This is a genomic window from Myxacorys almedinensis A (assembly GCF_010091945.1).
Taxonomy (GTDB): domain Bacteria; phylum Cyanobacteriota; class Cyanobacteriia; order Leptolyngbyales; family Leptolyngbyaceae; genus Myxacorys; species Myxacorys almedinensis.
The window spans coordinates 35,148-56,344 of sequence record NZ_WVIE01000009.1 but is presented as its reverse complement, the minus strand read 5'-3'; the positions used below and the strand labels follow the sequence as shown (position 1 = coordinate 56,344).

Sequence of the window (21,197 nt, the reverse complement as noted above, 5' to 3'; positions counted from 1 at the left end):
ATCTCTATCGGCATAGCTCTGATGTCTGACGATCGCGAGGATTCTAACCAAACGGCTGTGGAAATGGGCAGGATTACCAAACGGTTTCCTGGGGTAATTGCCAATCAAGCGATCGCGCTTGACGTTAAAGCAGGCGAGATTCATGCTCTTTTAGGAGAGAATGGCGCAGGCAAAACAACACTCATGAATCTGCTGTGCGGATTGTATGAACCAGATGAGGGTGAGATTCGCATCTTTGGGCAACTGATGCGGTTTCGCTCACCCAAAGATGCGATCGCAGCAGGAATTGGCATGGTGCATCAGCACTTTAGGCTGGTGGAGTCGTTTACGGTGGCAGAAAACATTATCTTGGGGCAGACGAAAGGGCTGTGGCGAGACTCGCCCCAACGGCTGCACGCCCACCTCCAAACTCTGGCACATCAGTACAGTTTGACCCTCGATTTCACGGCTCGGATCTGGCAATTGTCTGTCGGAGAGCAGCAGCGAGTCGAAATTCTCAAGGCGCTATATCGTCGGGCTAGAGTGCTGATCTTAGATGAGCCAACGGCAGTCTTGACGCCCCAAGAAGCGCAAGATCTGATGGCAACGCTGCGACACTTAGCTGCCCAAGGGACGGCAATCATCTTCATCTCGCACAAACTCAAGGAAGTCATGGCGCTGTGCGATCGCGTGACCGTTTTACGCGATGGGCAACGGGTGGGTACGGTTGCCGTGCCGCAGACTACTGAGCAAGAGTTAGCTCAGATGATGGTCGGGCGAACTATCAAAAGACAACGCCGCACCGATCCGCCCGAACGATTACCCCAGACCGAACCCGCGCTGATCTTGAAGCAGCTTTCTGTCATGGGCGATCGGCAGCATCTGGCATTACGCGCGATCGATCTGGCAATTTACCCAGGAGAAATTGTGGGGATCGCTGGGGTCGATGGCAATGGGCAACGCGAGTTAGAAGAAGCGATCGCGGGGCTGCGTCCATTTAGCCAGGGGGAACTTTGGCGAACCGGAAACCTGGCTCACATTCCTTCTGATCGTTACTCGATGGGGTTGCTCACCGAGTTTTCGATCGCTGAAAATCTCGTTCTTAGAGATGTGCAACATCCACCGTTCCAGTGGCGGGGGCTACTGAGGCTGGCTTGGATTCGCAAATACGCAGTCGATCTCGTTCAGCGGTATCTGATTCGTACGCCCTCGGTGCAGACCCGCGCCGGAAACCTATCAGGTGGCAATGCCCAAAAGGTGGTGTTTGCGAGAGAACTAACCCGCCACCATCAGGTGTTGCTGGCGGCTCAACCCACGCGCGGCTTGGATATTAGCGCCACCGAGTTTGTTCATGCCCAAATGGTGGCTAGGCGAGATGCTGGAACTGCCGTGCTGCTCATTTCTACAGAGCTAGAGGAGATTTTGTGCCTCAGCGATCGCATTGCCGTCCTTTACGAAGGTAGGATCGTCGGCATGATGGATGGGGCATCGGCTGATGTGCATCAGTTGGGCTTAATGATGGCAGGAAAAACCGCCGTAGGGCACGCTCAACTCGCCGATCAAACCCCATCGTTTTACCCTGCTGAGGCAGATAGGAGAACCCGCGATTGAAGAACATCAGCACGGCATGGCTCCATTTGTTGAATAGGTCACGGCTGAAGCCCCTCGCCCCGATCGCAGGCGGCGCGATCGCACTGATGCTGGGCGGCATTCTTCTGCATGTGAGTGGTGCAAATCCTCTCCAAGCCTATGGTGTGATGTTTGCTGGTGCCTTTGGGGGAACGCGACAACTCACCGAAACTCTGCTCAAAGCCGCTCCTCTGCTGCTAATTGGGCTAGGCATGACAATCGCCTTTCGCTGTCGGGTTTGGAACATTGGGGCAGAGGGACAATATTATATCGGCGCGTTGTGCGGCAGTGCGATCGCGCTAACCTATCCAGCGTTGCCCAGCTTGATTTTAATTCCGCTCATGCTAGCTGCAAGCATCGGTGGCGGCATACTCTGGAGTGGTCTCGCCGGTCTCTTGCACCTCTACCGAGGCGTCAATCTCATTATTAGCACCTTAATGCTAAACTACATTGGCATTTTGCTGGTGCAGTATGCCGCACGAGTGCCCCTGCAACAACCGGATGGATTTTTGCCAGAGTCGGCTCAGTTTGGTGACAATGCTCAGATCCCGACGATGCTAGGAACCCGCTTGCACTGGGGCTTTGGTCTTGCTTTGCTGCTGGTCGGAGCCGTCTACCTCTTGCTGTGGTATACGCCGTTAGGCTTCCAATTACGCGCGGTTGGGTCGCGGCTGAGTGTGGCAAAGTGTGTCGGCATCAACACCTCTCGCAGCATACTGATAGCGCTGACGATGAGCGGCGGCCTAGCCGGACTTGCAGGAATTTTAGAAGTCAGCTATACCTACACGAGGCTCAAGGGCGATATTTCTGACAGCTATGGTTTTAGCGGCATTCTCGTGGCGCTGTTGGGGCAGCTTCACCCGGTGGGGGTGCTCATTGCTGCCGTGCTCTTTTCAGGCTTAATGGTCGGCGCACAATCGTTGAATGTTGTGCTGCAAATTCCCGCCTCGGTTGCCCAAGTGATTCAAGCCTTGGTGGTGTTGCTAGTGCTGGCAGGACAAGCGATCGCACGGGCAAAGCGCGACGATGCGATACCTCTGGTCGCTCATGACGGTTAGATATGAAGACGTTTAGCGTAAAACAAGATCACCTATGCCGTGGGAGCAAGTCTTAACTGGAAGCTTTTTGATCGCGTTGCTGACCGCAGGCATCCGATTGGCAGTGCCCGTGTTACTCGCTGTTTTGGGCGAAATTATCACCGAGCGATCGGGTGTGATGAACCTAGGGATCGAAGGGATCATGCTGGTAGGCGGCTTGGCAGGTTTTGTCACCGCCCAGACCTTAGAGCAAGCCACGGGCATTGCCAGTCTTGCTGCTTGGGTTGGCTTGCTGATCGGGTTGCTGACCGGAGCCGCCATGGGGTTGCTAATGGCGGTGCTGACTGTCACCCTCAAAACCGATCAGGTCGTCACGGGGGTGACCTTTGTGTTGCTGGGTCAAGGCTTAACGTCTTACATTTTTCGCCGCGCCACGGGGCTACTCGGCGCACGAGTGACTGGGTTGCAAAGTTGGGCAGTTCCCGGACTGTCAACCCTTCCAGTGGCAGGAGACATCTTGTTCAACCACAACGCGATCGTATACCTGACCGTTGCACTAGTTGTTTTGTGCTGGCTGTTGCTGTTTCGCACACACTGGGGGCTAGAACTCCGCGCGGTGGGAGAAAATCCGGCGGCGGCAGACACCTCCGGTTTGCGGGTGCAGACCATTCGCTATCTGGCGGTGATGGTGGGGGCGGCATTGGCGGGGCTAGGGGGGGCGGTGCTGACGGTGGTGCAGTTAAATATTTTCACTGAGGGCATTATGGCAGGGCGCGGCTGGATTGCGATCGCACTGGTCTTTTTCTCGCGCTGGCACCCTGGCGGAGCGCTGGTTGGGGCACTGTTGTTTGGCATTGCCGATGCCTTGCAATATCGAATTCAAGCCCTTGGCTTCAAAGCTTTACCCTACGAATTTTTGCTGATGTTGCCCTACGTGCTAACGCTGGTTGTTCTGGTTTGGGGTTCGCGGCAGAGCAATACTCCTGCTGCCTTGGGAATCCCTTACAGTAAGGGAAAGGGGTAGTTTTAGAAAGGAAGAATCGATGATGAGAGAGTCTACTGCTGTGCCGCCAACTCCCGTGTATGACCTTGAGGGGCGAGCCATCGATCCGATCGCGGCGGATGACTGGCATCCGGTGGCGCGATCGGGCGATCTCTTGCCAGGGGCGCTGATGCGATCGCGCTTGCTTGGCGTTAGTCTGGTGCTCTGGCGCGGCATGGATACCGGTGTGCAGGCGTGGGAAGATCGCTGTCCTCATCGCAGTGTGCAGCTATCGGGGGGGAAGATCGTTGAAAATACCCTGGTGTGCCCCTATCACGGGTTGGCATTCGATGCCACGGGATACTGCGTCCAGGTTCCTGCCCATCCCGATTATGTGCCGCCCAAACAAGCCCGGGCGCGATCGTTCCAGGTGCAAGAACACTATGGGGTGATTTTTGTGGCCCTGGGCACTCCTACCAAACCCGTTGTGCCGTTTCCAGAGTGGGATGATCCCGCCTATCGCACCTATCTGAGCGGTCCTCATGCCTGTCGATGCAGTGGGTTGCGTGCCATTGAAAATTTTCTGGATGTGGCTCATCTGCCGTTTGTTCACGCTGGCATTCTGGGCGAACCTGAATACGCCGTCATTGCCGATTATCAGGTGGAAATGGGCGATCAGGGCATCAAATTTTCGGATGTTCGGATCTGGCAGCCTGATCCCGATAGCACTGGGCAAGGGGGCGTTGTCAGTTACGATTATTGGGCGCTGCGCCCGTTTACCGCCGCTCTGCGAAAGGACGTTGGCAATGGCAACGCGATGATCTTGCTCTATTGCGTCACTCCGGTGAGCGAAGAAGAGTGTGTCAGTTGGATGTGGGGAGCGCTCAATTATGCCCGCGATGCTTCAGAAGCCGACCTGATCGCTTTTCAAGACAAGGTAATTTTGCAAGATGTCGGCAATCTAGAATCTCACCATCCCAAACGGTTGCCCTTGGACTTGGCGGTAGAATTTCACCTACCAAGCGATCGCGCGTCTCTCGCCTATCGTAAATGGCTCAAGCAGTTGGGCTTGACCTACGGCGCGATCCCTTAATTGTTTTCTAAAGAATAATTTCCTAAACATCGGGTCGGGCGGATGGTTGGGCAAAAGGCTTTTTTGCAGAAGATTTTTCGCGATGAAAGTCAACTTCATCTGTTGTTCATCAAAGCACAACGGGAAGGCTAGAGCCATACCTCCATCACATGAAGCGACCCTATGTTTGTTCTGCCGGGATACGAAATTGCAGAAACTCTCTACGAAAGCTCCAAAACAGTGGTGTGTCGCGGGTGGCGATCGCACGACGATAAGCCTGTAGCAATCAAGCTGCTCAAAGGCACCTATCCCACACCGAGAGAACTGGCTCTATTCCGCAAACAATATAGCTTGATGCACGAGATCAACTCCGTGGGAGTGGTGCGCCCCTACAGCTTAGAACCTTGCGGTAACGGCTTGGCCTTGGTGATGGAAGACTTTGGGGCGCTCTCGCTAAAGGAGTATGGCAAAACGGCGACGCTGAGGTTAGACGAGTTTTTTGCGATCGCGATTCAAATTTCTAAAACGCTGGCAGAACTCCATCACCATCGCATTATTCATAAAGACATTAAGCCAGCCAATGTGCTGTTTAACCCAACCACAGGGCAGGTCAAAATTACCGACTTTAGCATTGCCTCTCAGCTACTCAAAGAGACACAGCAACTCATCAGCCCTGACGGTCTCGAAGGCACGCTGCCCTACATGTCCCCCGAACAAACCGGGCGCATGAATCGGGGCATCGACTACCGCACTGACCTGTATTCCCTCGGTGTCACCTTCTATCAACTGCTGACTCACCAGTTGCCCTTTAGCTCCAACGACCCGCTAGAACTGGTTCACTGCCATCTTGCCCGCTCCCCCGTTGCTCCGTGCGATCGCGATCCCACCCTTCCCAAAGTGCTCTCCGAGATTGTGCTCAAGCTCATGGCAAAAATGGCAGAAGATCGCTACCAAAGTGCGACGGGCTTGCAGCACGATCTCGAACACTGCTCCCAGCAATGGCAACAGCACGGACAGATTATACCGTTTGCGTTAGGGCAAAACGATTGCAGCGATCGCTTTCAAATTCCAGAAAAACTCTACGGGCGCGATCACGAGGTTGACACGTTGCTGCAAGCCTTTGATCGGGTCGCCTCTCCCCAGTCTAGTCGCGAATTGATGCTGGTGACGGGCTACTCTGGCGTGGGAAAGTCGTCGCTGGTGCAAGAAGTGTACAAACCGATCGTGCAGCGACGCGGCTATTTTATCGCCGGAAAATTTGATCAACTCCAGCGAAATATTCCGTACTCGGCGATCGTGGTAGCCCTGCGATCGCTGATGCAACAACTGCTCACCGAAAGCGAAACCCATCTCCAGCAGTGGCAAGACAAGCTGTTGGCAGCGGTGGGAAACCATGGACAAGTGATCATCGATGTCATTCCCGAAGTTGAGCAGATTTTGGGTAAACAGCCTGCGATCGCGGCGTTGCCCCCCACCGAAGCACAACATCGATTTAATCGGGTGTTTCAAAGCTTTATCCGGGTCTTTTGCCAGACAGAACACCCGTTAGTTCTTTTTTTAGACGATTTGCAGTGGGCAGATTCGGCCACCCTCAAGCTGATCCACGTCCTGCTTTCAGACGACCAGACCCACCACTTATTTTTAATCGGAGCCTACCGCGATAACGAAGTCAACGCCGCCCATCCGTTGATGATGCTGTTAGACGATCTCAAGCAAGGCGCAACTAGCCCAGAAACCCCCAACTGTGGAATTGCCTTTCATCAAATCAGGCTGGCTCCGTTGTCCTTGCCTCATGTGACGCAACTGATTGCTGACACGTTGAGAAGCGCCCCAGCGACGGTATCTCCTCTAGCCGAACGGGTGATGCAAAAAACCGAAGGCAACCCGTTTTTTGTCAATGAGTTCCTGAAAACGCTACATCAAGAAAAGTTGCTCAGGTTTGATCGCCAGACTCATCGGTGGCAGTGGGATCTCAACGGCATGCAAGCGATCGCCATTGCAGATAATGTGGTCGATCTGATGCTGGGCAAGTTTAGAAAACTCTCGGAACCGGCACAGCAGCTTTTACAGCGTGCTGCCTGCATCGGCAACCGATTTGATCTCACCACGTTGTCAGTGATTCAGTCTAGCTCGGTCGAGGCGATCGCTCAAACTCTCGCCCCCGTCATTCAAGAGGGTATGATTCTACCGACTTCGGAGCCAGAGATTAGCCTCACCACAAACTGCTTGATCCAGATTCAGTACAAATTTTTGCACGATCGCGTGCAGCAAGCCGCCTACGCTCTGATCGACCCGGAGCAGCAGCAGGCTGTACACCTCAAAATTGGGCGGTTGCTGCTTGCCAACTGTGCACAGAGCGATGCTAACGACCTTGCTCTCTCTGCCAATCGGCTATTTGAAGTGGTGGGGCATCTCAACTTGGGGCAAGCCTTGATCACCGATGCCGAAGAACAGCATCACCTCGCCCAGCTAAACCTTCAGGCAGGGCAAAAAGCAAAAAGCGCGGCTGCCTATGACGTTGCCCAAGATTATCTCAGCCATGCCTATGATGACCTTGGAGATGCGTGGGAGACAGATTATGAGACCAGTTTCATCTTGCATCAAGAACTTGCAGAAAATTCCTACCTTGTGGGCGATGCAGAGCGATCGCACTGCCTGATTAGGCAGACCTTGGCTCATGCCAAAACCCCCCTTGAGCAAGCAGAAATCTATCGCCTGTTGATCGTGGTACACACGCTGCAAGCAGACTATGCCGCCGCGATCGCAGCGGGTCGAGCGGCTCTAGCCTTGCTTGATATCCAACTGCCCTCTACCGAGTTGCCTGCTGCCTTTGAGGCAGAACTCGCTCAGGCGCAATCTTTCGGTGCTGGGCACCCATCGCAGCGCGCAGAGACCAAGGGCAGCGTTGCCAATCTTCCCGCGATCGCGGATCTGTTAAACGCTCCAGAAATGACCTCGCCCGAAAAAAAGACTGCCGCCAAATTACTCATGGCACTGGGCGCGCCCACCTACTTTTCCCAGTATGATCTTTGGCTGATTGTGGTCATGCAGATTGTGAATCTGTCTCTGCAATATGGGCAATTGCCCGAATCAACCTATGGCTACTCCGAGTATGGTTTAATCCTCGGCTCAATGCTGGGTGACTACGAAACAGGCTATGAATTTGGTCAACTCAGCCTCAACATTAGCGAAAAGCTGAATGCTCTGGCAGAAAAGTGCCAAGTGTGTTTGGTGATTGGAGGCTCTATTAACCACTGGGTTAGACCGCTCAAGGAAGATGCCATCACCTTCACAGAAGGCTATCAGGCAGGTTTAGAGTCCGGAGAACTCCAGTTTGCGGGGTACAACATTGCCCACCAGATGGTCAACACGTTTTATCAAGGAGTAGATTTAGAATCGCTAGCGGCAAAGCTGCCTGACTATCTTCAGTTTGCTCGACAAACGCAAAATCAGTTGGTCGAAGACATGCTGCTGGCTTGCGATTTAGCTATTCGTTCGCTTCGGGTTGGCAACGCTAGAGAACTCAGGTTTAGCACAGAACATCTTACAGAAGCACAATATCTTGAACACAGTCGAACCCATGGCAGCTTAGCCGCCGTCGGCATGTACTTGATTTTCAAAGCCCAAATTTTGCTGCTTTACGATCAGCCTGCCGCCGCGCTCCAGTCGATCCAGCAGGCTGAAGCGTTGCGGCACTATTTTCCGGGCTGCATTTCGCTAGCGGCATTTAATGTGTGTCACTCTCTGAGCTTGGTGGCTCAGCTTTATCAGGTCAGTGCGTCTACTCAAGCGCTTTATCGTCAGCAAATTGCGGAAAATCAGCAGCAGATGCAGAGGTGGGCAACGCTTTGTCCAGAAAATTTTTTGCATCATGTTTTGCTGGTTGAAGCAGAACTCGCCCGCCGCTCGGCAAATCCGTGGGATGCGATCGCGCTGTATGACCAAGCGATCGCGGCAGCCGAAGCAAACGGATTTATTCAAGATGCAGCGTTTGCCAATGAGTTGGCGGCGCAGTTTTGGCTGAAACAGGGCAAGGAGAAAATGGCTCAGGCGTATCTTCTAGAAGCCTACTATGGCTATCAACGGTGGGGGGCTGAGGCAAAACTTGCAGACCTACACTCTCGCTATCCTTACCTTGCCAATGCGGTGCAGGAGTCTACTCACGGTGACTCTATCGATCAAACCTTCTCGATCAGTCATAGTTCGAGTAGCATCAGCCATGCTCAGGTGCTTGACCTTGCTACCGTAATCAAAGCCTCGCAAGCGATTTCTCAAGCGATCGAACTTGATAAATTGCTGTCAACGCTGATCAGTGTTGTGCTAGAAAATGCTGGGGCACAGCAGGGCATCTTTCTCAAGCAGCAGCAAGGAGAATGGACAATTTTAAGCCACGGAGTCAACCAGACCAGCAACCTATGTTTGCTGACTAGTGCTGATTCGAGCAGCGATCAAACGTTACCCCTCTCGTTGATTCACTATGTGGCTCGGACGCAAAAACCGCTGATTATTCACAATGGTACGACTGAGCCTTTGTGCGCGAATGATCCCTATATTCTCAGGTGTCAGCCAAAATCGATTTTGTGTTTCCCCATTTTGTATCAGGGAAATCTATACGGAATTTTTTACTTAGAAAACAACCAAACTACGCAGGCATTTACCCGCGATCGCATCACAGTTTTGTCGTTGTTGTCGTCTCAAATTGCCATCTCTATTGAGAACGCGACCCTCTACCAAACCCTGCAATCGGCAAACACTGCCTTGCAAGCCTCTGAAACTCGTGAGCGCGATCGTGCCCTTGATTTGGAGCGATCGCTCCAACAACTCAAGCAAGTGCAACTGCAACTGGTGCAAAACGAAAAAATGTCGGCGCTCGGAAATTTGGTCGCTGGGGTTGCTCACGAAATTAATAACCCGATTGGATTTCTCAACGGCAGTGTTAAAAATGTTCAAGAATATACAAAAGATTTGTTAGAGCATTTGCAATGCTATCAGCAACGCTACAGCGATCAAGATCCTGCCATTCAGGCTCATGCTGAAGAGATTAGCCTAAAGTTTCTTACCGAAGATTTGCCGAAACTCACTCAATCGATGAAAGGGGCAACGGATACGTTGAAGGGAATTAGCATGAGCCTGCGAATCTTCTCTAGAGCCGATACCGAACACAAGGTTATGGCAAATATTCACGAAGGCATCGACAGCACACTGCTAATTCTCAAGTATCGGCTCAAGGGAAATGATCTTCGCTCTGCGATCGCGGTGATCAAAAACTATGGCGATGTGCCGCCCATTGAGTGCTTCCCTGGGCAACTCAATCAAGTTTTCATGAATATTGTGGCAAATGCGATCGATGCGATCGACGAGGCGATTCGAGCCGGAACCTTATCGCCAGAAGCCACGCAAGCGCCACAGGTGCAGATCCAAACGGTGCGATCGTTAACGCAAAAGGCGATTGCCATTCATATTCGCGATACTGGACCTGGAATGTCTGAGGCAGTGCAGGCGCGAATTTTTGATCATCTCTTCACCACAAAAGGGGTAGGAAAAGGTACAGGATTAGGACTCTCGATCGCCCGCCAAATTGTAGAACAGACTCATGGCGGCAGTCTTCAGATCAAGTCCACACTGGGCGAAGGTGCAGAATTTATCATCACTCTACCCATGTAAAGAGACCAATCTAAAGACTAGACGACAGTGCCCATGGTTTGGTTAAAAAATAGCGCATAAATCGTAGCTTCTTTACCCGTCATTCCTACCCTTTTCTCTGCTCAAACTTGGCTGAGAACCTCATGAATAACTTGATAGATCGTTTCTAACTCGTGGGCTGTGATGCAGTAAGGCGGCATGATATAAAGCGTATTACCCAGAGGACGCAGCAGAAACCCAGCAGCTAGAAAGCGGGCTTTGAGTAGCGGCGCGATCGCATTAAAATAGCCACTTTCATCTTCGGTTTTAATCTCCATTGCCGCGATCGTTCCACAGACCCGAAACTGCTCTAGCCTGGGATGGTCTCGCAACCATTGATCGAGGTACTGGCGATGCAGGGCTTCTAGATTGCGGTAAGCTTGCGGATCTTGCTCTAACAGTTCGAGCGACACAACCCCCGTGGCACAAGCAAGCGGGTTGCCCGTATAAGAATGCCCGTGGTAAAAAGCGTGCGTTGCCTCATCGCTGTAAAATGCCTGATAGATTGCCTCGGTGGCAACGGTGACAGCAAGCGGCAGACACCCCCCCGATAGCCCTTTTGACAGGCAGATCAAGTCTGGTGTGGTCGCCGACTTGAGGCAGGCAAACAGTTCGCCCGTGCGACCAAAGCCCGTCATCACTTCGTCATAAATCAACAGCACATGAGACTGGCGAGCTAACGCTGCCAATGCTTGGAGAAACTGAGGACGGCACATCCGCATTCCGCCTGCGCCTTGGATCAGCGGCTCAACAAAAATGCCAATGATGCGATCGCGCTCATGGTTGAGCAACTGCGCGATCTGCTCTAATACCTGGGCTTCTTTGGCATCCACGCTGGGATCGTCATCAAACGTGGCAGGAAAGGGAACCTGTTTGGTGGGAAACATCAGGGGGCAAAAGGGTTGCCACCACGTCGAGCCAGCCCCGATCGACATTGCCCCGATCGTGTCACCGTGATAGCCTCCCTCAAACGTGATGAACGTGGTTCGCTGTGGCTCTCCCTGGTTGCGCCAATATTGAAATGCCATTTTTAAAGCCACTTCAACCGCAGTCGAGCCATTGTCTGAAAAGAAGACTCGTGTGAGTTGGGGGGGAAGATGAGTCAGCAGTTTTTGAGCGAGTTGTTCGGCGGGGCGATGGGTAAATCCGGCAAAAATCACATGTTCTAGCTGCTGAGCTTGTTGGTAAAGGGCATCTGCGATCGCAGGATGGCTATGCCCGTGAATCGTCACCCACCAGCTTGAGATGCAGTCTAAAATTTTCTGTCCATCTTCGAGTTCTAGCCACACCCCTTTTCCGCGATGCACCTTGAGCGGCGGCGGAGAGGTTTTCATTTGCGTAAACGGTTGCCAGATAGGATTCATTGCGCTGTGTGCCACGATTCTAGGGGGATATTACCATCATGCAGGAGTTGTGACAGTCGCCACCTTCAGAGGGGCTACGTTTTCATGACCCTCCACTGGGTGACGGGCGCGATCGCTTTCCAGCCCAAAAACTTACCCACAGGTGCCGCTCGTTGAATGGCAATTCGAGTCAGGTCGCCGCCTAGCTCGCGTTGCCATCGAAAAACCTGCTCTTCTCCTTCTACCGTAACGACATTGGCAACGAGCCGCCCCCCCGGCAGCAACGCTTGCCAGCAGGTTTCAAGTAGGTCAGGGGTAGTTAAGCCGCCCCCGATAAAAATGGCGTTGGGTTGGGGAAGATTTTTTAGAGCCGCAGGGGCGGCACCGGCAACGATTTCGAGGTTAGGAGTGCCCAGAGCCGTGGCATTGTCGGCAATGTACTGAAGCCGGGCGGGGTGAGATTCAATGGCGATCGCACGGCAGGTTGCATCGCTTCGCATCCATTCGATGCCAATCGAGCCACAGCCTGCGCCGACATCCCACAGCAGGTGCCCAGGGGAGGGGGCAAGGGCGGTCACTGTTATAGCCCGAATTTCTTGCTTGGTTAGTTGTCCGTCGTGGTGGTAAGCGATGTCGGGGAGACCGGGAAGGCGGCTGGCAGGGTGATGAGATCGAGGTGTGGAGGGAATGCAGGTGATGGCGATCGTGTTTAGGGGGGCAATATCGGTGGCACTCCAACCTGAGGCGACGGTTTCGATGATGCGTTCGTGCGGGCTACCCATGTGTTCTAGAACTGTCATTTGACTGTTGCCAAATCCAGCTTGGGTGAGTAAATGGGCAGCGATCGCAGGCGTTTTTTGATCAGCACTCAAGACGAGGAGCCGCCCTCCCGGATGCAGCACCGCATTCAACAACGCCGGATCGCGACCGCAGAGGCTGAGGGTTTTTACATCGGTGAGCGACCAGCCTAGACGGGCACAGGCAAGGCTAAAGGCTGATGGCGATGGAACAATGGTGATCTCGGTGATGGGAATATGGCGGGTCAGGGTAACGCCAATGCCATAACACATGGGATCGCCACTTGCCAAAACACAAACAGAGTGCCCTCGACGCTGCACAATCTCCTGGATTGATGCTTCGATAGGCGATGCCCAAACGAGTTTTTCCCGGAGATCGCCCTCAGCCAACATTGCGAGATGCCGTTCGCCCCCGACCAGCAGTTCTGAGTGGTTGATCAGCGATCGCGCCCTCATTCCGAGTCCGTCTAGCCCTTCTTCACCAATCCCCACAATGGAAAGCCATTTGGGGCTGAAATTGTTGTTTACCATGTCTAAGAACAATGATCAGTAATGAGATTAGTAATGAGATCAATAATGCTCCGCGTTGTTGAATCTAGGAACGAATGCTGAGATGCCTAGATTGCCAATGTTTCCAATGTTTCCAAAAAGCTGGAGGTCTTGCATCACGGGGGTTAAATAAAGCAGCTATTTGTTCTTTGAGACTTGAATACAACTCTAAAACTCCAAGTGATGCTGCCCCGATCTTAAGCTTAAATAGAGTGCAATTAACGATCCCTACGCTATGAACTACCTTCGCAACGGTGACGAGATTTATCGCCAGTCTTTTGCCATCATCCGTGCAGAAGCCCATTTAGAAGAGTTGCCGACAGAGTTGGCGCTCGTTGCCGTCCGGCTCATTCATGCGTGCGGAATGACTGACATTGTAAAAGATTTAGACGCTTCCTCGGATGCCGTAGCGATTGGACGCGCCGCGATCGCAAACGGCGCACCCCTTCTTTGCGACGCTCAGATGGTTGCCAATGGCATTACCCGCCCTCGGTTGCCAGCAGCAAATCAAGTGATCTGCACGCTCAATCAGCCAGAAGTGCCCACGATCGCCGCGCAACTTAGCAATACCCGATCGGCTGCTGCCCTAGAACTGTGGCGACCCAATTTAGCAGGAGCCGTGGTCGTCATTGGCAATGCCCCAACCGCCCTATTTCATTTGTTGGAACTGCTAGACGAAGGAGCACCAAAACCTGCCCTAATTTTGGGGTTTCCCGTCGGGTTTGTGGGGGCAGCAGAATCAAAAGCAGAACTGGCAGCAAACAGTCGTGGTGTGCCGTTTATAACACTGCACGGGCGGCGAGGGGGAAGCGCGATCGCGGCGGCATCGGTCAATGCTTTAGCCAAAGAAAGCGAACTATGATCAACGTCTCAGACGTGCTCAACCTATCAAATATTGGGTTGGGTAGAACCGATCAAGCAGAAGTAATTCATCAGAAGCAATCAATCCGTTTTATCTTGAGAAATTGCACCAACAATGCCTTCAACAGCGCTAATGTAATCGCTAGGGTGAAGCACAATTTGCAACCCTCGAAGACCAGCAGAAACAGAAATGATATCGAAAAGTTCAATCAGTTCATCAACATAAATTGGATACTTCTTTTTACAGGCTAGCGCCGTTACCCCGCCGCGAATGTATCCTGTGAGCGGCTGAACTTCTTTGAGCGCAACTGTTTCGATCTTTCGGTTTTGGGATAATTGCGCGATCGCTTTAAGATCTAACTGAGTATTGCCTGGAATCACTGCGATCGCAATCCCGTGCTTGTCGCCCCGTACAACCAACGTTTTGAAAACTTGTTCAGATGGCAATCCGATCTTGTGTGCAACGCTTTCGGCTGCCAAATCATCAGGGTCTACCTCGTATTCCCGCAGTTCGTAAACGATCCCCAGCGTGTCTAAAACACGAACAGCATTGGTCTTCATGAGTCTTCAAAGCTCGGCAGATAGGGGAGATCCGTTCTCCCTAAATCATATCCAAGCTGGGTCAGCAGTGTAGTTAGCTGCCCTCTGTGATGGGTTTGATGGTTAAACAGGTGAGTGACAACTAGCCAAGCTGGGCGGGTGCGTGTCTTCACCGGAGATTGAATGCTAGTGAACGCAAACGGCGCATTGAGCCACTCTGGAGACAACTGGTGTGCCCAAGCAAGAATGTCTCGATCGGTTTGCTCTCGCTCTTGTCGCAATTGGTCAAAGTCAGCATACAGTTCGGCATTGAGGCTAGCGCAAAACGGCTGATGGGTGAAGCGCCCCATCCAGATGCGATCGCCGACCAAAATATGATTGAGCGTTCCATGAATCGACTGAAAAAAAGCTCCCAAATCTTCTTTCCGTTTGGCATCTGGAATCTGTGCACAGGTTGCATAGAGTTTCTGATTCATCCAGTGATTGTACTCAGCCAGTGTTGTGTAGTAAGTGCGGCTATGCATCGCAAAGGAGGGTAGATTGTCTACCAAGATAAACTAATGCAAGGACAATCGCTAAAACAATATCATCCCGTATGAATCGCCTTTCAAAGAATCTGCTTAACATTCGGTATGCATCATTTTTTGTACCGTTCTTAAGTTTAGGAGGACTTTTTCTAGCAAGTTGGGTTGTTCTTCCTGCGCCCACGGCGGCATTTCTGCCCTTAGCTGTGGGCGCAGCAGAGGTCAGCCCTTGGTTGGTTGGGCTAAATGCGATCGCGGCGTTGGTGGCGCTCAAAACCCTAACCTCAGGCTGGGGATCTCGCGCTTTCCTAGCCATCAGTGTGGTGGCACTGGCAGTGAGTGCATCCCCACTTATTCAGTTTTCAGAAGCAAACGAGAGAGCCGCGATCGCGATGAAAACAGCCCTGGGTGAGGCTTACGCTGCTCAAATTTCTCAAACCGAAATGCGCCCTGCTCCGTTTGTGATGATCGATGCCTTTCGCGGCATTCCTACCCAAGCAACTCGCCAAACGACAGGAATTCGTGTTGCAAGTCCCGATGGTGTCTCGCTGACGATGAATGTCTACCGTCCCCTTTTGGCGGGTAAAAATCCAACCATTGTGATGATCTATGGCGGCTCGTGGCAAACCGGAAATCCATCCGCCAATGAGAACTTTAGTCAATATATGGCAGCGCAGGGATATACAGTCATTGCGATTGATTATCGCCACGCTCCTCAATACAAGTTTCCAACTCAAATTACTGATATTAAAACGGCATTTACCTTCATTCAACAACACGCTAGTGAATACGATATTGATCTCAATAGGATTGCCCTGGTAGGACGCTCCGCAGGAGGACACCTCGCCACATTAGCCGGATTTCAGTCTCAGGTGCTGCCAATTCGGGCGATCGTCAGTTATTACAGCCCTGTTGACCTCACCCTTGGCTATGAAAATCCTCCCTCCCCTGATCCATTAGATACACGAGCCATTTTGCGATCGTTCCTGGGGGGCACATCTCAAGAACTACCAGCGTTGTATCGGCAGGCGTCTCCCTATGAGTATGTCAAACCGGGATTGCCGCCTACGCTGCTGATCTACGGCAACCGCGATCGCATTGTTCAATCGAAATATGGACGCGCACTTTATGAGAAACTCAACCAAAACAACAACACGGCTGTATTCATCGAAATTCCATGGGCAGATCATGCATTTGATACCGTCTTCAACGGAGTGAGCAATCAACTTGCCCTTTACTACGTAGAGCGGTTTCTAGCTCAGACGTTGCAATAACCCGTCCTCACCTCAAACAACCCTCACTTACCCTGCCCAACATAAAATCCTAAATGGCTCGCGACCGGGCGTTCTCGCAGGGGCAGTCGGGTCTGAATCGGCGCATTCAAAACTTGCGCTCCCGTCGGTGTCTCAACTGCCAGCGTTGCCGAGCCGCCGCCATCTAAATTCAGGGCGGTATCTGCGTTCAACTGAGTTGCAATATAGTTGGAGAGTTCTGCTATGGTCAGCCCTTCGCTGTAACGAAACTGTCTGCCATCTACCACCACTAGCCAAATTTTTTGACCCGTCTTGTCAAGGGCAACTGCTGTACGCGGATACGGTTTATCTTGCTTTGCAGCTTCGGGCGAGAGATCAACAGGGGTTCCTTGTTTGACCAACACATCATTGCCAGCGATCGCGTGTACGGTTCCCACTGGGCAAGTTCCTCGTTCCTCAATTTGAGCACGATTTTGGGCTAAGAAACAAAGCGCCGACCAATCATTTTTAGGCAAAGAATAGGTCGTTCCGTTGGACGTAACTTGCCCTACATTATTGACTAAATCTCCACTGCGAGGATAAACATCCCACGGCGTCTCGTCTCGAAACGGGTAGAAAAAGTTCGCATTCATCGCAACCTGAACGCGAAATTCGTTGAGAAACTCCGAAACTGTTCGAGCCGTTGCTTCTGCTTGGCGCTGACCCGCCTGTCGCCCTGGCGTCACCATTGCCCTCACCCCTGGAGCCGATAAATCCAAACTCACCACATGAATCATCACCGGGCGAGGAACAGAGCTTGCGGCTCGTTGGTAGGTCACCCCTGGAAACAGCGATCGCGTCTCATCAGTTCGAGGTGGACGAGAAAACTGCCCTAAAACGTAGAGAAAAATTGGCATACTGAGCAATCCTGCCGTTAAGATGCTGAAAATCAGTTTAGGATGTCCCGGAAATTGCAGTTTCATGCTTGTTTATAGAGACTGGTGGTGATAATTTACACATCGTGCGTTTGTACTCTAGTTTATTCAGTGTGAATTCTTCCTTTCCGAAATGCTGAACTTCGCTAACCAAAATCTTCAAAATCGCTCCTTTCGAGGTCAAAATCTAGCTGGATCTGACTTTCAAAGCGCTGATATTCGAGGGTGTAATTTTAAGAATGCTCAGTTACACGGTGCAAACTTTACTGGAGCCAAGGTCGGGCAAAGTAGACGGCAAAAGATCGGCTTAGGTTTGCTCATGCTAGGTGTTGCAGTTATCAGTATAGATACGATTAGTCGGCTGGTATCTAATACAATCTCGCAGTCGCCCCTAGACGCAACCGCCGCTCACGTTCCTGTTTTGGCAGCCATTCTCAGCGCGACGGGCATCAGTTCTGCCCTCAGTGCAGTGTGGCGCAACTCCAAACGTGGGCAAATTAGCCGAATCATCACCGCCATTCTATGGGGCACATTGATAGGATTCACGGCTGGATTTTTCTACGGGTCGGCATGGCGCGACAGCCTCACGATCTATCTGCTCCACCACCCAACTACGAGCCTCCTAGCGCTTTATCCTGCGACTCAACGCCATGCGACTCAACGCCTCATGCTGGCGAAACAAGGAATGTTGCTCGGCGCGATCGCAGTTTTGCTATTGACCCGATTTAGACATACCACAGCGTTTAGAGCGGCAATCTCGCTTGCCGGAACAGTTGTGAGTTATGGGGCTACGTTTTTCTGGGGCACAACCGCAGGAGCCTTTCTCAGCACCCATGAGCTTGGGCTTGGACTGATAATTGGCAGTGTGGCGCTACTCTACTTATGGTGCACAACGCGATCGCTTTCATGCCTGAGCTACGAGTGGAACAATGCCACTGGCACCTCATTTCGCGGAGCCGATTTAACAGAGGCAACGTTTGAAAATGTAGAGCTACGCCACACAGACTTTTCTAACGCGATCGGCTACCTCTCGCCCACTTCCCGTTCAATTTAAGGTAAAGTCAACTATACTCGACCGCCTTTGCATTATGGATCTGCTACTGCTTGGTGCTGCAATCGTCGTTACATTTTTGGTCTTTACCTGGCTGGTTAAAGTTGTTAAAGCCACCGTTAAGACGGCTTTTTTAGTAGCGATCGTGCTGTTTGGCTTTCAGTTTATTGGCATTGGTCCTGAGAAAATTACCCAAGAAATTGGTCAAATCGGTCAATTTTTGTGGCAACTTGTGCAGGGAAGGTAACACTCGTTTGAAGGGTAACAATGGTTGTCAGGGGTTGCCCTTTTGGTCAAGCTTCCAGATAACCGCCTCCTACCTGCGTTGCCAATTTCGGCATCTGACAGCAGCGATCGCTTCTCATCTTGCAGCTATTTTCTGGATCATTTTTCAGGTCAAAATAGGAAGAATTGCCTAGATCGCACTATGATACTTAAATAAGGGCGCAAAGTACTTGCACTATGCCAGCGCCTAGTGCAACCGTGCGGTGGCAGAAACCGAGAATGTTACAAAAAGTTTTAGCCAAATTGTATTCCCCTTCATTTGTGCTAGGGTTGGAGTGAAGGATTATTTTCGGCTGTGTAATTCGTTTTATAGGCGTCTCTCCGAATCTAACTCTCCACACCTCTGATTCTGGAGCCATTTCATGTCAATTTATGTGGGCAATTTGTCTTACGAAGTCACTCAAGATGATTTGAGTCAGACATTTGCAGAATACGGAACCGTCAAACGGGTTCAAGTTCCAACTGATCGCGAAACAGGTCGCATGCGCGGCTTTGCGTTTGTCGAGATGGAGACCGATGCAGAAGAAGCGGCTGCCATTGAAGCACTAGATGGTGCAGAATGGATGGGTCGCGATCTCAAAGTGAATAAAGCAAAGCCCCGTGAAGAAAGACCTTCTGGCGGTGGTGGCGGCGGTTGGTCGAACAACCGTGGCGGTGGCGGTGGTGGCGGACGGCGCTACTAAGAACTTGGCTGAAACCGTCCATAAAGCTGCTCAGTGAGAGGTTTTATGGATGGAGCCTTAAGTTTCTAGGAATGTTTTAGCCCTGCCGACCGTCCATTTACAAAGATTTGAGGGCAGACAAGGTAAGTCTGCCTTTCTTGTTAATAGGTTTTGCTAGATCCAAGCTCTAGCCTTAGCCTACGTCGATTCGTAAGGAGAAAAGAATGCCGCAAGTTATTCCAGGTGAAGACGAAAGAATTGATTCTGTTTTACGTCGATTTAAGCGCGAAGTTTCTAAAGCAGAAATTTTTCCCGACATGCGAAAGCATCGCTTTTTTGAGACCCCGATCGAGAAGCGGAAGCGCAAAGCGTTAGCAAAACACAAGCAGAGAAAGCGCGGTGGATCGCGCGGTTAAGGATTGAGATCGATCGGATCGTTAAGATTGTTGCTGAGATTAAAAAGATGCGATCGCACCAGAAAAGAGGGCGATCGCATCTGTGTATCTGTCTGTATATCTGATAGTATTCAGAATATCTAGTTAGATTTAGGCTCCTTTCAGCTTGGCTAAATTAATCTGAAACTGAATCGTCGGAGTCTTATTTTTTCCAGGTAACTCTTGCGCGCCCAGAAGGTAACCATCGTGTTTCAGAGTGTTGATCGTACGCCAAAAGATTTGGTTGTTTCGAGAAGAATTGCTACCAAACAAGTCTAAGTTTTTAAATAAATATTTCTTAGAAATCGAAACAAACTGCCCTTCTTGTAGCCTATCCCACTTCATGCGGCTCGCGAGATACACTAACAGCTTTGTTTTGTAGTCTGACTTTGCATTGCTTCCCAGTTTTTGAGTGATATCAAAGCTAGTCGAGAAAAACACACAATCTCCAGTCCGGGCTGGACCGTCGAAAAATTCTAGGGAAAGGGTGTAAGAATCGGCTAACTCGTAAGTGTAATCTGCGGCTTTAACAAGATCAAAATCTCGCGGAACGTGGTCAATTTCATAATCTTTGATGCGTAAAACGCTTTTGATCATGACTTTAGCTGCACGATTTTGATCACGGTTTCTAAACGATTGAGCTAATACTAATTCGGTGCGATGAAGGTTAACCAAATCACAATGGAGTTGCGATCGCAGCTTCGAGGCAAATCCGCCATCTTTGGTACGGGTATATCCTAACCGTTCTAGCAAATCGTTTGAGCGAAACGTTACGGTTGCCCCTGTCCCCTGCTCGGCAGCTAATTTATAAAGATATAAAACAATCGACACCTGACGTGGATTGAGGAAGGTTATCAGTGCTATGAATAAACGCTGAATTTTGCGATCCTGAACGTTTTCTAAGCCGTTACTCATGCCTTTGGTTGCACAGACAGACCAATCCAGTTTGGCGTATTCGGTTTTGAGTTCTTCCCACGCTTCTGCCGATAGATGATCGAGCGGAACGCGCCGGGTGAGTGCCAGTTCGCTCTCTTCCGTGGCGTCTGCCTCGACACGCATCTCCAAGTAGTAGCCGTCAGCATCCGATCGCAAGATGGGGGGTTGAGCGTCAGGATGGCGAAGCGATGCACTGGCGCGGGGCAAGACCATCAGGAGTTGGCTATCAACCGGAAAAGTTGCCTCTACGTTGTTCATGGCTCGGCTAGGGTAACGCATTAATCGGGTGAAGAGTGAAGAGGGGTGAAGAATGGGGGTGTCAATCTTAAAACAGTTTTAGAAAACGCAAACAAGTAAGAGGAGTGAAGAATGGGGGTTGCTGATTAATTGAAGACCCCACATATAGTGCCTTACCTTCCCTGATTTGTCCAGAGGTGAAACGCTATATCTGGGGTCCCACTTGTCTAAATTTCTGTGCTACTCGCTAGATGTAGGAAATAAATCTTATTTTGCTGTAACGCCAGCGTACGATTTTTGCTTGGCTACCTGTAACTTTCGCGGCTATTTTTAGGCTGTAACTTTGGCGGCGGAGATGTCGCTCAACCTGTAACACGAGCGTCTTATCTTACCGTGGAATGGGGGTGCGATCGCGCATCCTTTCTCAGTG

At 51.3% G+C, this 21,197-nt stretch carries 17 protein-coding genes; 11 read left to right on the top strand and 6 right to left on the bottom strand.

The features are described from left to right. Positions 1-21: 21 nt before the first annotated feature. From GS601_RS09525 to GS601_RS09505, 5 genes are all read left to right on the top strand, one after another. Positions 22-1,590 carry an ABC transporter ATP-binding protein gene (locus tag GS601_RS09525; protein ID WP_238393181.1) on the top strand — a complete coding sequence of 523 codons (1,569 nt, stop codon included), beginning with the start codon at positions 22-24 and terminating at the stop codon, positions 1,588-1,590. Continuing rightward, on the top strand, positions 1,587-2,666 hold the full coding sequence (locus tag GS601_RS09520) for an ABC transporter permease (protein ID WP_238393180.1): 1,080 nt from the start codon (positions 1,587-1,589) through the stop codon (positions 2,664-2,666). The genes GS601_RS09525 and GS601_RS09520 overlap by 4 nt, the downstream gene beginning before the upstream one ends. A gap of 34 nt (positions 2,667-2,700) precedes the next feature. Then, a complete protein-coding gene (locus GS601_RS09515) occupies positions 2,701-3,669 on the top strand; it encodes an ABC transporter permease (RefSeq protein ID WP_162423044.1) in 969 nt (322 codons plus the stop codon). Between the two features lie 19 nt (positions 3,670-3,688). Further along, entirely contained in the window at positions 3,689-4,720 is a 1,032-nt protein-coding gene (locus GS601_RS09510) for an aromatic ring-hydroxylating dioxygenase subunit alpha (RefSeq protein ID WP_238393179.1), read from the top strand. Between the two features lie 162 nt (positions 4,721-4,882). Continuing rightward, entirely contained in the window at positions 4,883-10,363 is a 5,481-nt protein-coding gene (locus tag GS601_RS09505; RefSeq protein WP_162423043.1) for a trifunctional serine/threonine-protein kinase/ATP-binding protein/sensor histidine kinase, read from the top strand. Positions 10,364-10,464: 101 nt separating this feature from the next. On the opposite strand, the gene bioA is transcribed toward GS601_RS09505, so the two are convergent. Together bioA and cbiE are read right to left on the bottom strand one after the other, a co-directional pair. Beyond that, positions 10,465-11,745, bottom strand: coding sequence for an adenosylmethionine--8-amino-7-oxononanoate transaminase (gene bioA / locus GS601_RS09500; RefSeq protein ID WP_162423157.1), 1,281 nt, complete (start codon positions 11,743-11,745; stop codon positions 10,465-10,467). A 74-nt stretch (positions 11,746-11,819) separates the two neighbouring features. Further along, complete coding sequence (gene cbiE / locus GS601_RS09495; RefSeq protein WP_162423042.1) at positions 11,820-13,052, bottom strand: precorrin-6y C5,15-methyltransferase (decarboxylating) subunit CbiE; 1,233 nt, start codon at positions 13,050-13,052, stop codon at positions 11,820-11,822. 253 nt (positions 13,053-13,305) lie between these two features. On the opposite strand from cbiE, the gene GS601_RS09490 reads away from it, so the two are divergent. Next, a complete protein-coding gene (locus GS601_RS09490; protein WP_162423041.1) occupies positions 13,306-13,932 on the top strand; it encodes a precorrin-8X methylmutase in 627 nt (208 codons plus the stop codon). Between the two features lie 80 nt (positions 13,933-14,012). On the opposite strand, the gene ybaK is transcribed toward GS601_RS09490, so the two are convergent. Together ybaK and GS601_RS09480 are read right to left on the bottom strand one after the other, a co-directional pair. Beyond that, entirely contained in the window at positions 14,013-14,492 is a 480-nt protein-coding gene (gene ybaK, locus GS601_RS09485; RefSeq protein WP_162423040.1) for a Cys-tRNA(Pro) deacylase, read from the bottom strand. Beyond that, positions 14,489-14,995 (bottom strand): DinB family protein, encoded by a 507-nt coding sequence (locus tag GS601_RS09480; RefSeq protein WP_162423039.1) that lies wholly within the window; start codon positions 14,993-14,995, stop codon positions 14,489-14,491. Before GS601_RS09480 ends, ybaK begins: the two co-directional genes overlap by 4 nt. 71 nt (positions 14,996-15,066) lie before the next feature. Here GS601_RS09480 and GS601_RS09475 point away from each other — a divergent pair, with 71 nt between their 5' ends. Further along, positions 15,067-16,269, top strand: a complete 1,203-nt coding sequence (locus tag GS601_RS09475) for an alpha/beta hydrolase (protein ID WP_162423038.1) — start codon at positions 15,067-15,069, stop codon at positions 16,267-16,269. A gap of 23 nt (positions 16,270-16,292) precedes the next feature. Here the strand turns inward: GS601_RS09475 and GS601_RS09470 are convergent, their stop codons facing one another. Beyond that, the gene (locus GS601_RS09470) at positions 16,293-17,210 is read right to left on the bottom strand and encodes a phosphodiester glycosidase family protein (protein WP_162423037.1); all 918 of its coding nucleotides are present in this window, start codon (positions 17,208-17,210) and stop codon (positions 16,293-16,295) included. Positions 17,211-17,295: 85 nt separating this feature from the next. On the opposite strand from GS601_RS09470, the gene GS601_RS09465 reads away from it, so the two are divergent. The 4 genes from GS601_RS09465 to rpsU all read left to right on the top strand — a co-directional run bounded on the left by GS601_RS09465 (position 17,296) and on the right by rpsU (position 19,576). Then, on the top strand, positions 17,296-18,216 hold the full coding sequence (locus tag GS601_RS09465) for a pentapeptide repeat-containing protein (protein WP_162423156.1): 921 nt from the start codon (positions 17,296-17,298) through the stop codon (positions 18,214-18,216). A 34-nt stretch (positions 18,217-18,250) separates the two neighbouring features. Then, positions 18,251-18,460, top strand: a complete 210-nt coding sequence (locus GS601_RS09460) for a hypothetical protein (protein WP_162423036.1) — start codon at positions 18,251-18,253, stop codon at positions 18,458-18,460. Positions 18,461-18,860: 400 nt separating this feature from the next. Beyond that, entirely contained in the window at positions 18,861-19,181 is a 321-nt protein-coding gene (locus GS601_RS09455; RefSeq protein ID WP_162423035.1) for an RNA recognition motif domain-containing protein, read from the top strand. A gap of 203 nt (positions 19,182-19,384) precedes the next feature. Further along, positions 19,385-19,576 (top strand): 30S ribosomal protein S21, encoded by a 192-nt coding sequence (rpsU, locus tag GS601_RS09450; protein WP_162423034.1) that lies wholly within the window; start codon positions 19,385-19,387, stop codon positions 19,574-19,576. Positions 19,577-19,705: 129 nt separating this feature from the next. Here the strand turns inward: rpsU and GS601_RS09445 are convergent, their stop codons facing one another. Continuing rightward, positions 19,706-20,788, bottom strand: a complete 1,083-nt coding sequence (locus GS601_RS09445) for a hypothetical protein (protein WP_162423033.1) — start codon at positions 20,786-20,788, stop codon at positions 19,706-19,708. Positions 20,789-21,197 lie beyond the last annotated feature (409 nt).

What these genes read in the sequence shown, in the direction of transcription:
- GS601_RS09525 (WP_238393181.1), top strand. Translation starts at nt 22, where the DNA reads ATGTCTGACGATCGCGAGGATTCTAACCAAACGGCTGTGGAAATGGGC.
- GS601_RS09515 (WP_162423044.1), top strand. Translation starts at nt 2,701, where the DNA reads ATGCCGTGGGAGCAAGTCTTAACTGGAAGCTTTTTGATCGCGTTGCTG.
- GS601_RS09510 (WP_238393179.1), top strand. Translation starts at nt 3,689, where the DNA reads ATGATGAGAGAGTCTACTGCTGTGCCGCCAACTCCCGTGTATGACCTT.
- GS601_RS09505 (WP_162423043.1), top strand. Translation starts at nt 4,883, where the DNA reads ATGTTTGTTCTGCCGGGATACGAAATTGCAGAAACTCTCTACGAAAGC.
- bioA (WP_162423157.1), bottom strand. Translation starts at nt 11,745, where the DNA reads ATGAATCCTATCTGGCAACCGTTTACGCAAATGAAAACCTCTCCGCCG.
- cbiE (WP_162423042.1), bottom strand. Translation starts at nt 13,052, where the DNA reads ATGGTAAACAACAATTTCAGCCCCAAATGGCTTTCCATTGTGGGGATT.
- GS601_RS09490 (WP_162423041.1), top strand. Translation starts at nt 13,306, where the DNA reads ATGAACTACCTTCGCAACGGTGACGAGATTTATCGCCAGTCTTTTGCC.
- ybaK (WP_162423040.1), bottom strand. Translation starts at nt 14,492, where the DNA reads ATGAAGACCAATGCTGTTCGTGTTTTAGACACGCTGGGGATCGTTTAC.
- GS601_RS09480 (WP_162423039.1), bottom strand. Translation starts at nt 14,995, where the DNA reads ATGCATAGCCGCACTTACTACACAACACTGGCTGAGTACAATCACTGG.
- GS601_RS09475 (WP_162423038.1), top strand. Translation starts at nt 15,067, where the DNA reads ATGAATCGCCTTTCAAAGAATCTGCTTAACATTCGGTATGCATCATTT.
- GS601_RS09470 (WP_162423037.1), bottom strand. Translation starts at nt 17,210, where the DNA reads ATGAAACTGCAATTTCCGGGACATCCTAAACTGATTTTCAGCATCTTA.
- GS601_RS09465 (WP_162423156.1), top strand. Translation starts at nt 17,296, where the DNA reads ATGCTGAACTTCGCTAACCAAAATCTTCAAAATCGCTCCTTTCGAGGT.
- GS601_RS09460 (WP_162423036.1), top strand. Translation starts at nt 18,251, where the DNA reads ATGGATCTGCTACTGCTTGGTGCTGCAATCGTCGTTACATTTTTGGTC.
- GS601_RS09455 (WP_162423035.1), top strand. Translation starts at nt 18,861, where the DNA reads ATGTCAATTTATGTGGGCAATTTGTCTTACGAAGTCACTCAAGATGAT.
- rpsU (WP_162423034.1), top strand. Translation starts at nt 19,385, where the DNA reads ATGCCGCAAGTTATTCCAGGTGAAGACGAAAGAATTGATTCTGTTTTA.
- GS601_RS09445 (WP_162423033.1), bottom strand. Translation starts at nt 20,788, where the DNA reads ATGAACAACGTAGAGGCAACTTTTCCGGTTGATAGCCAACTCCTGATG.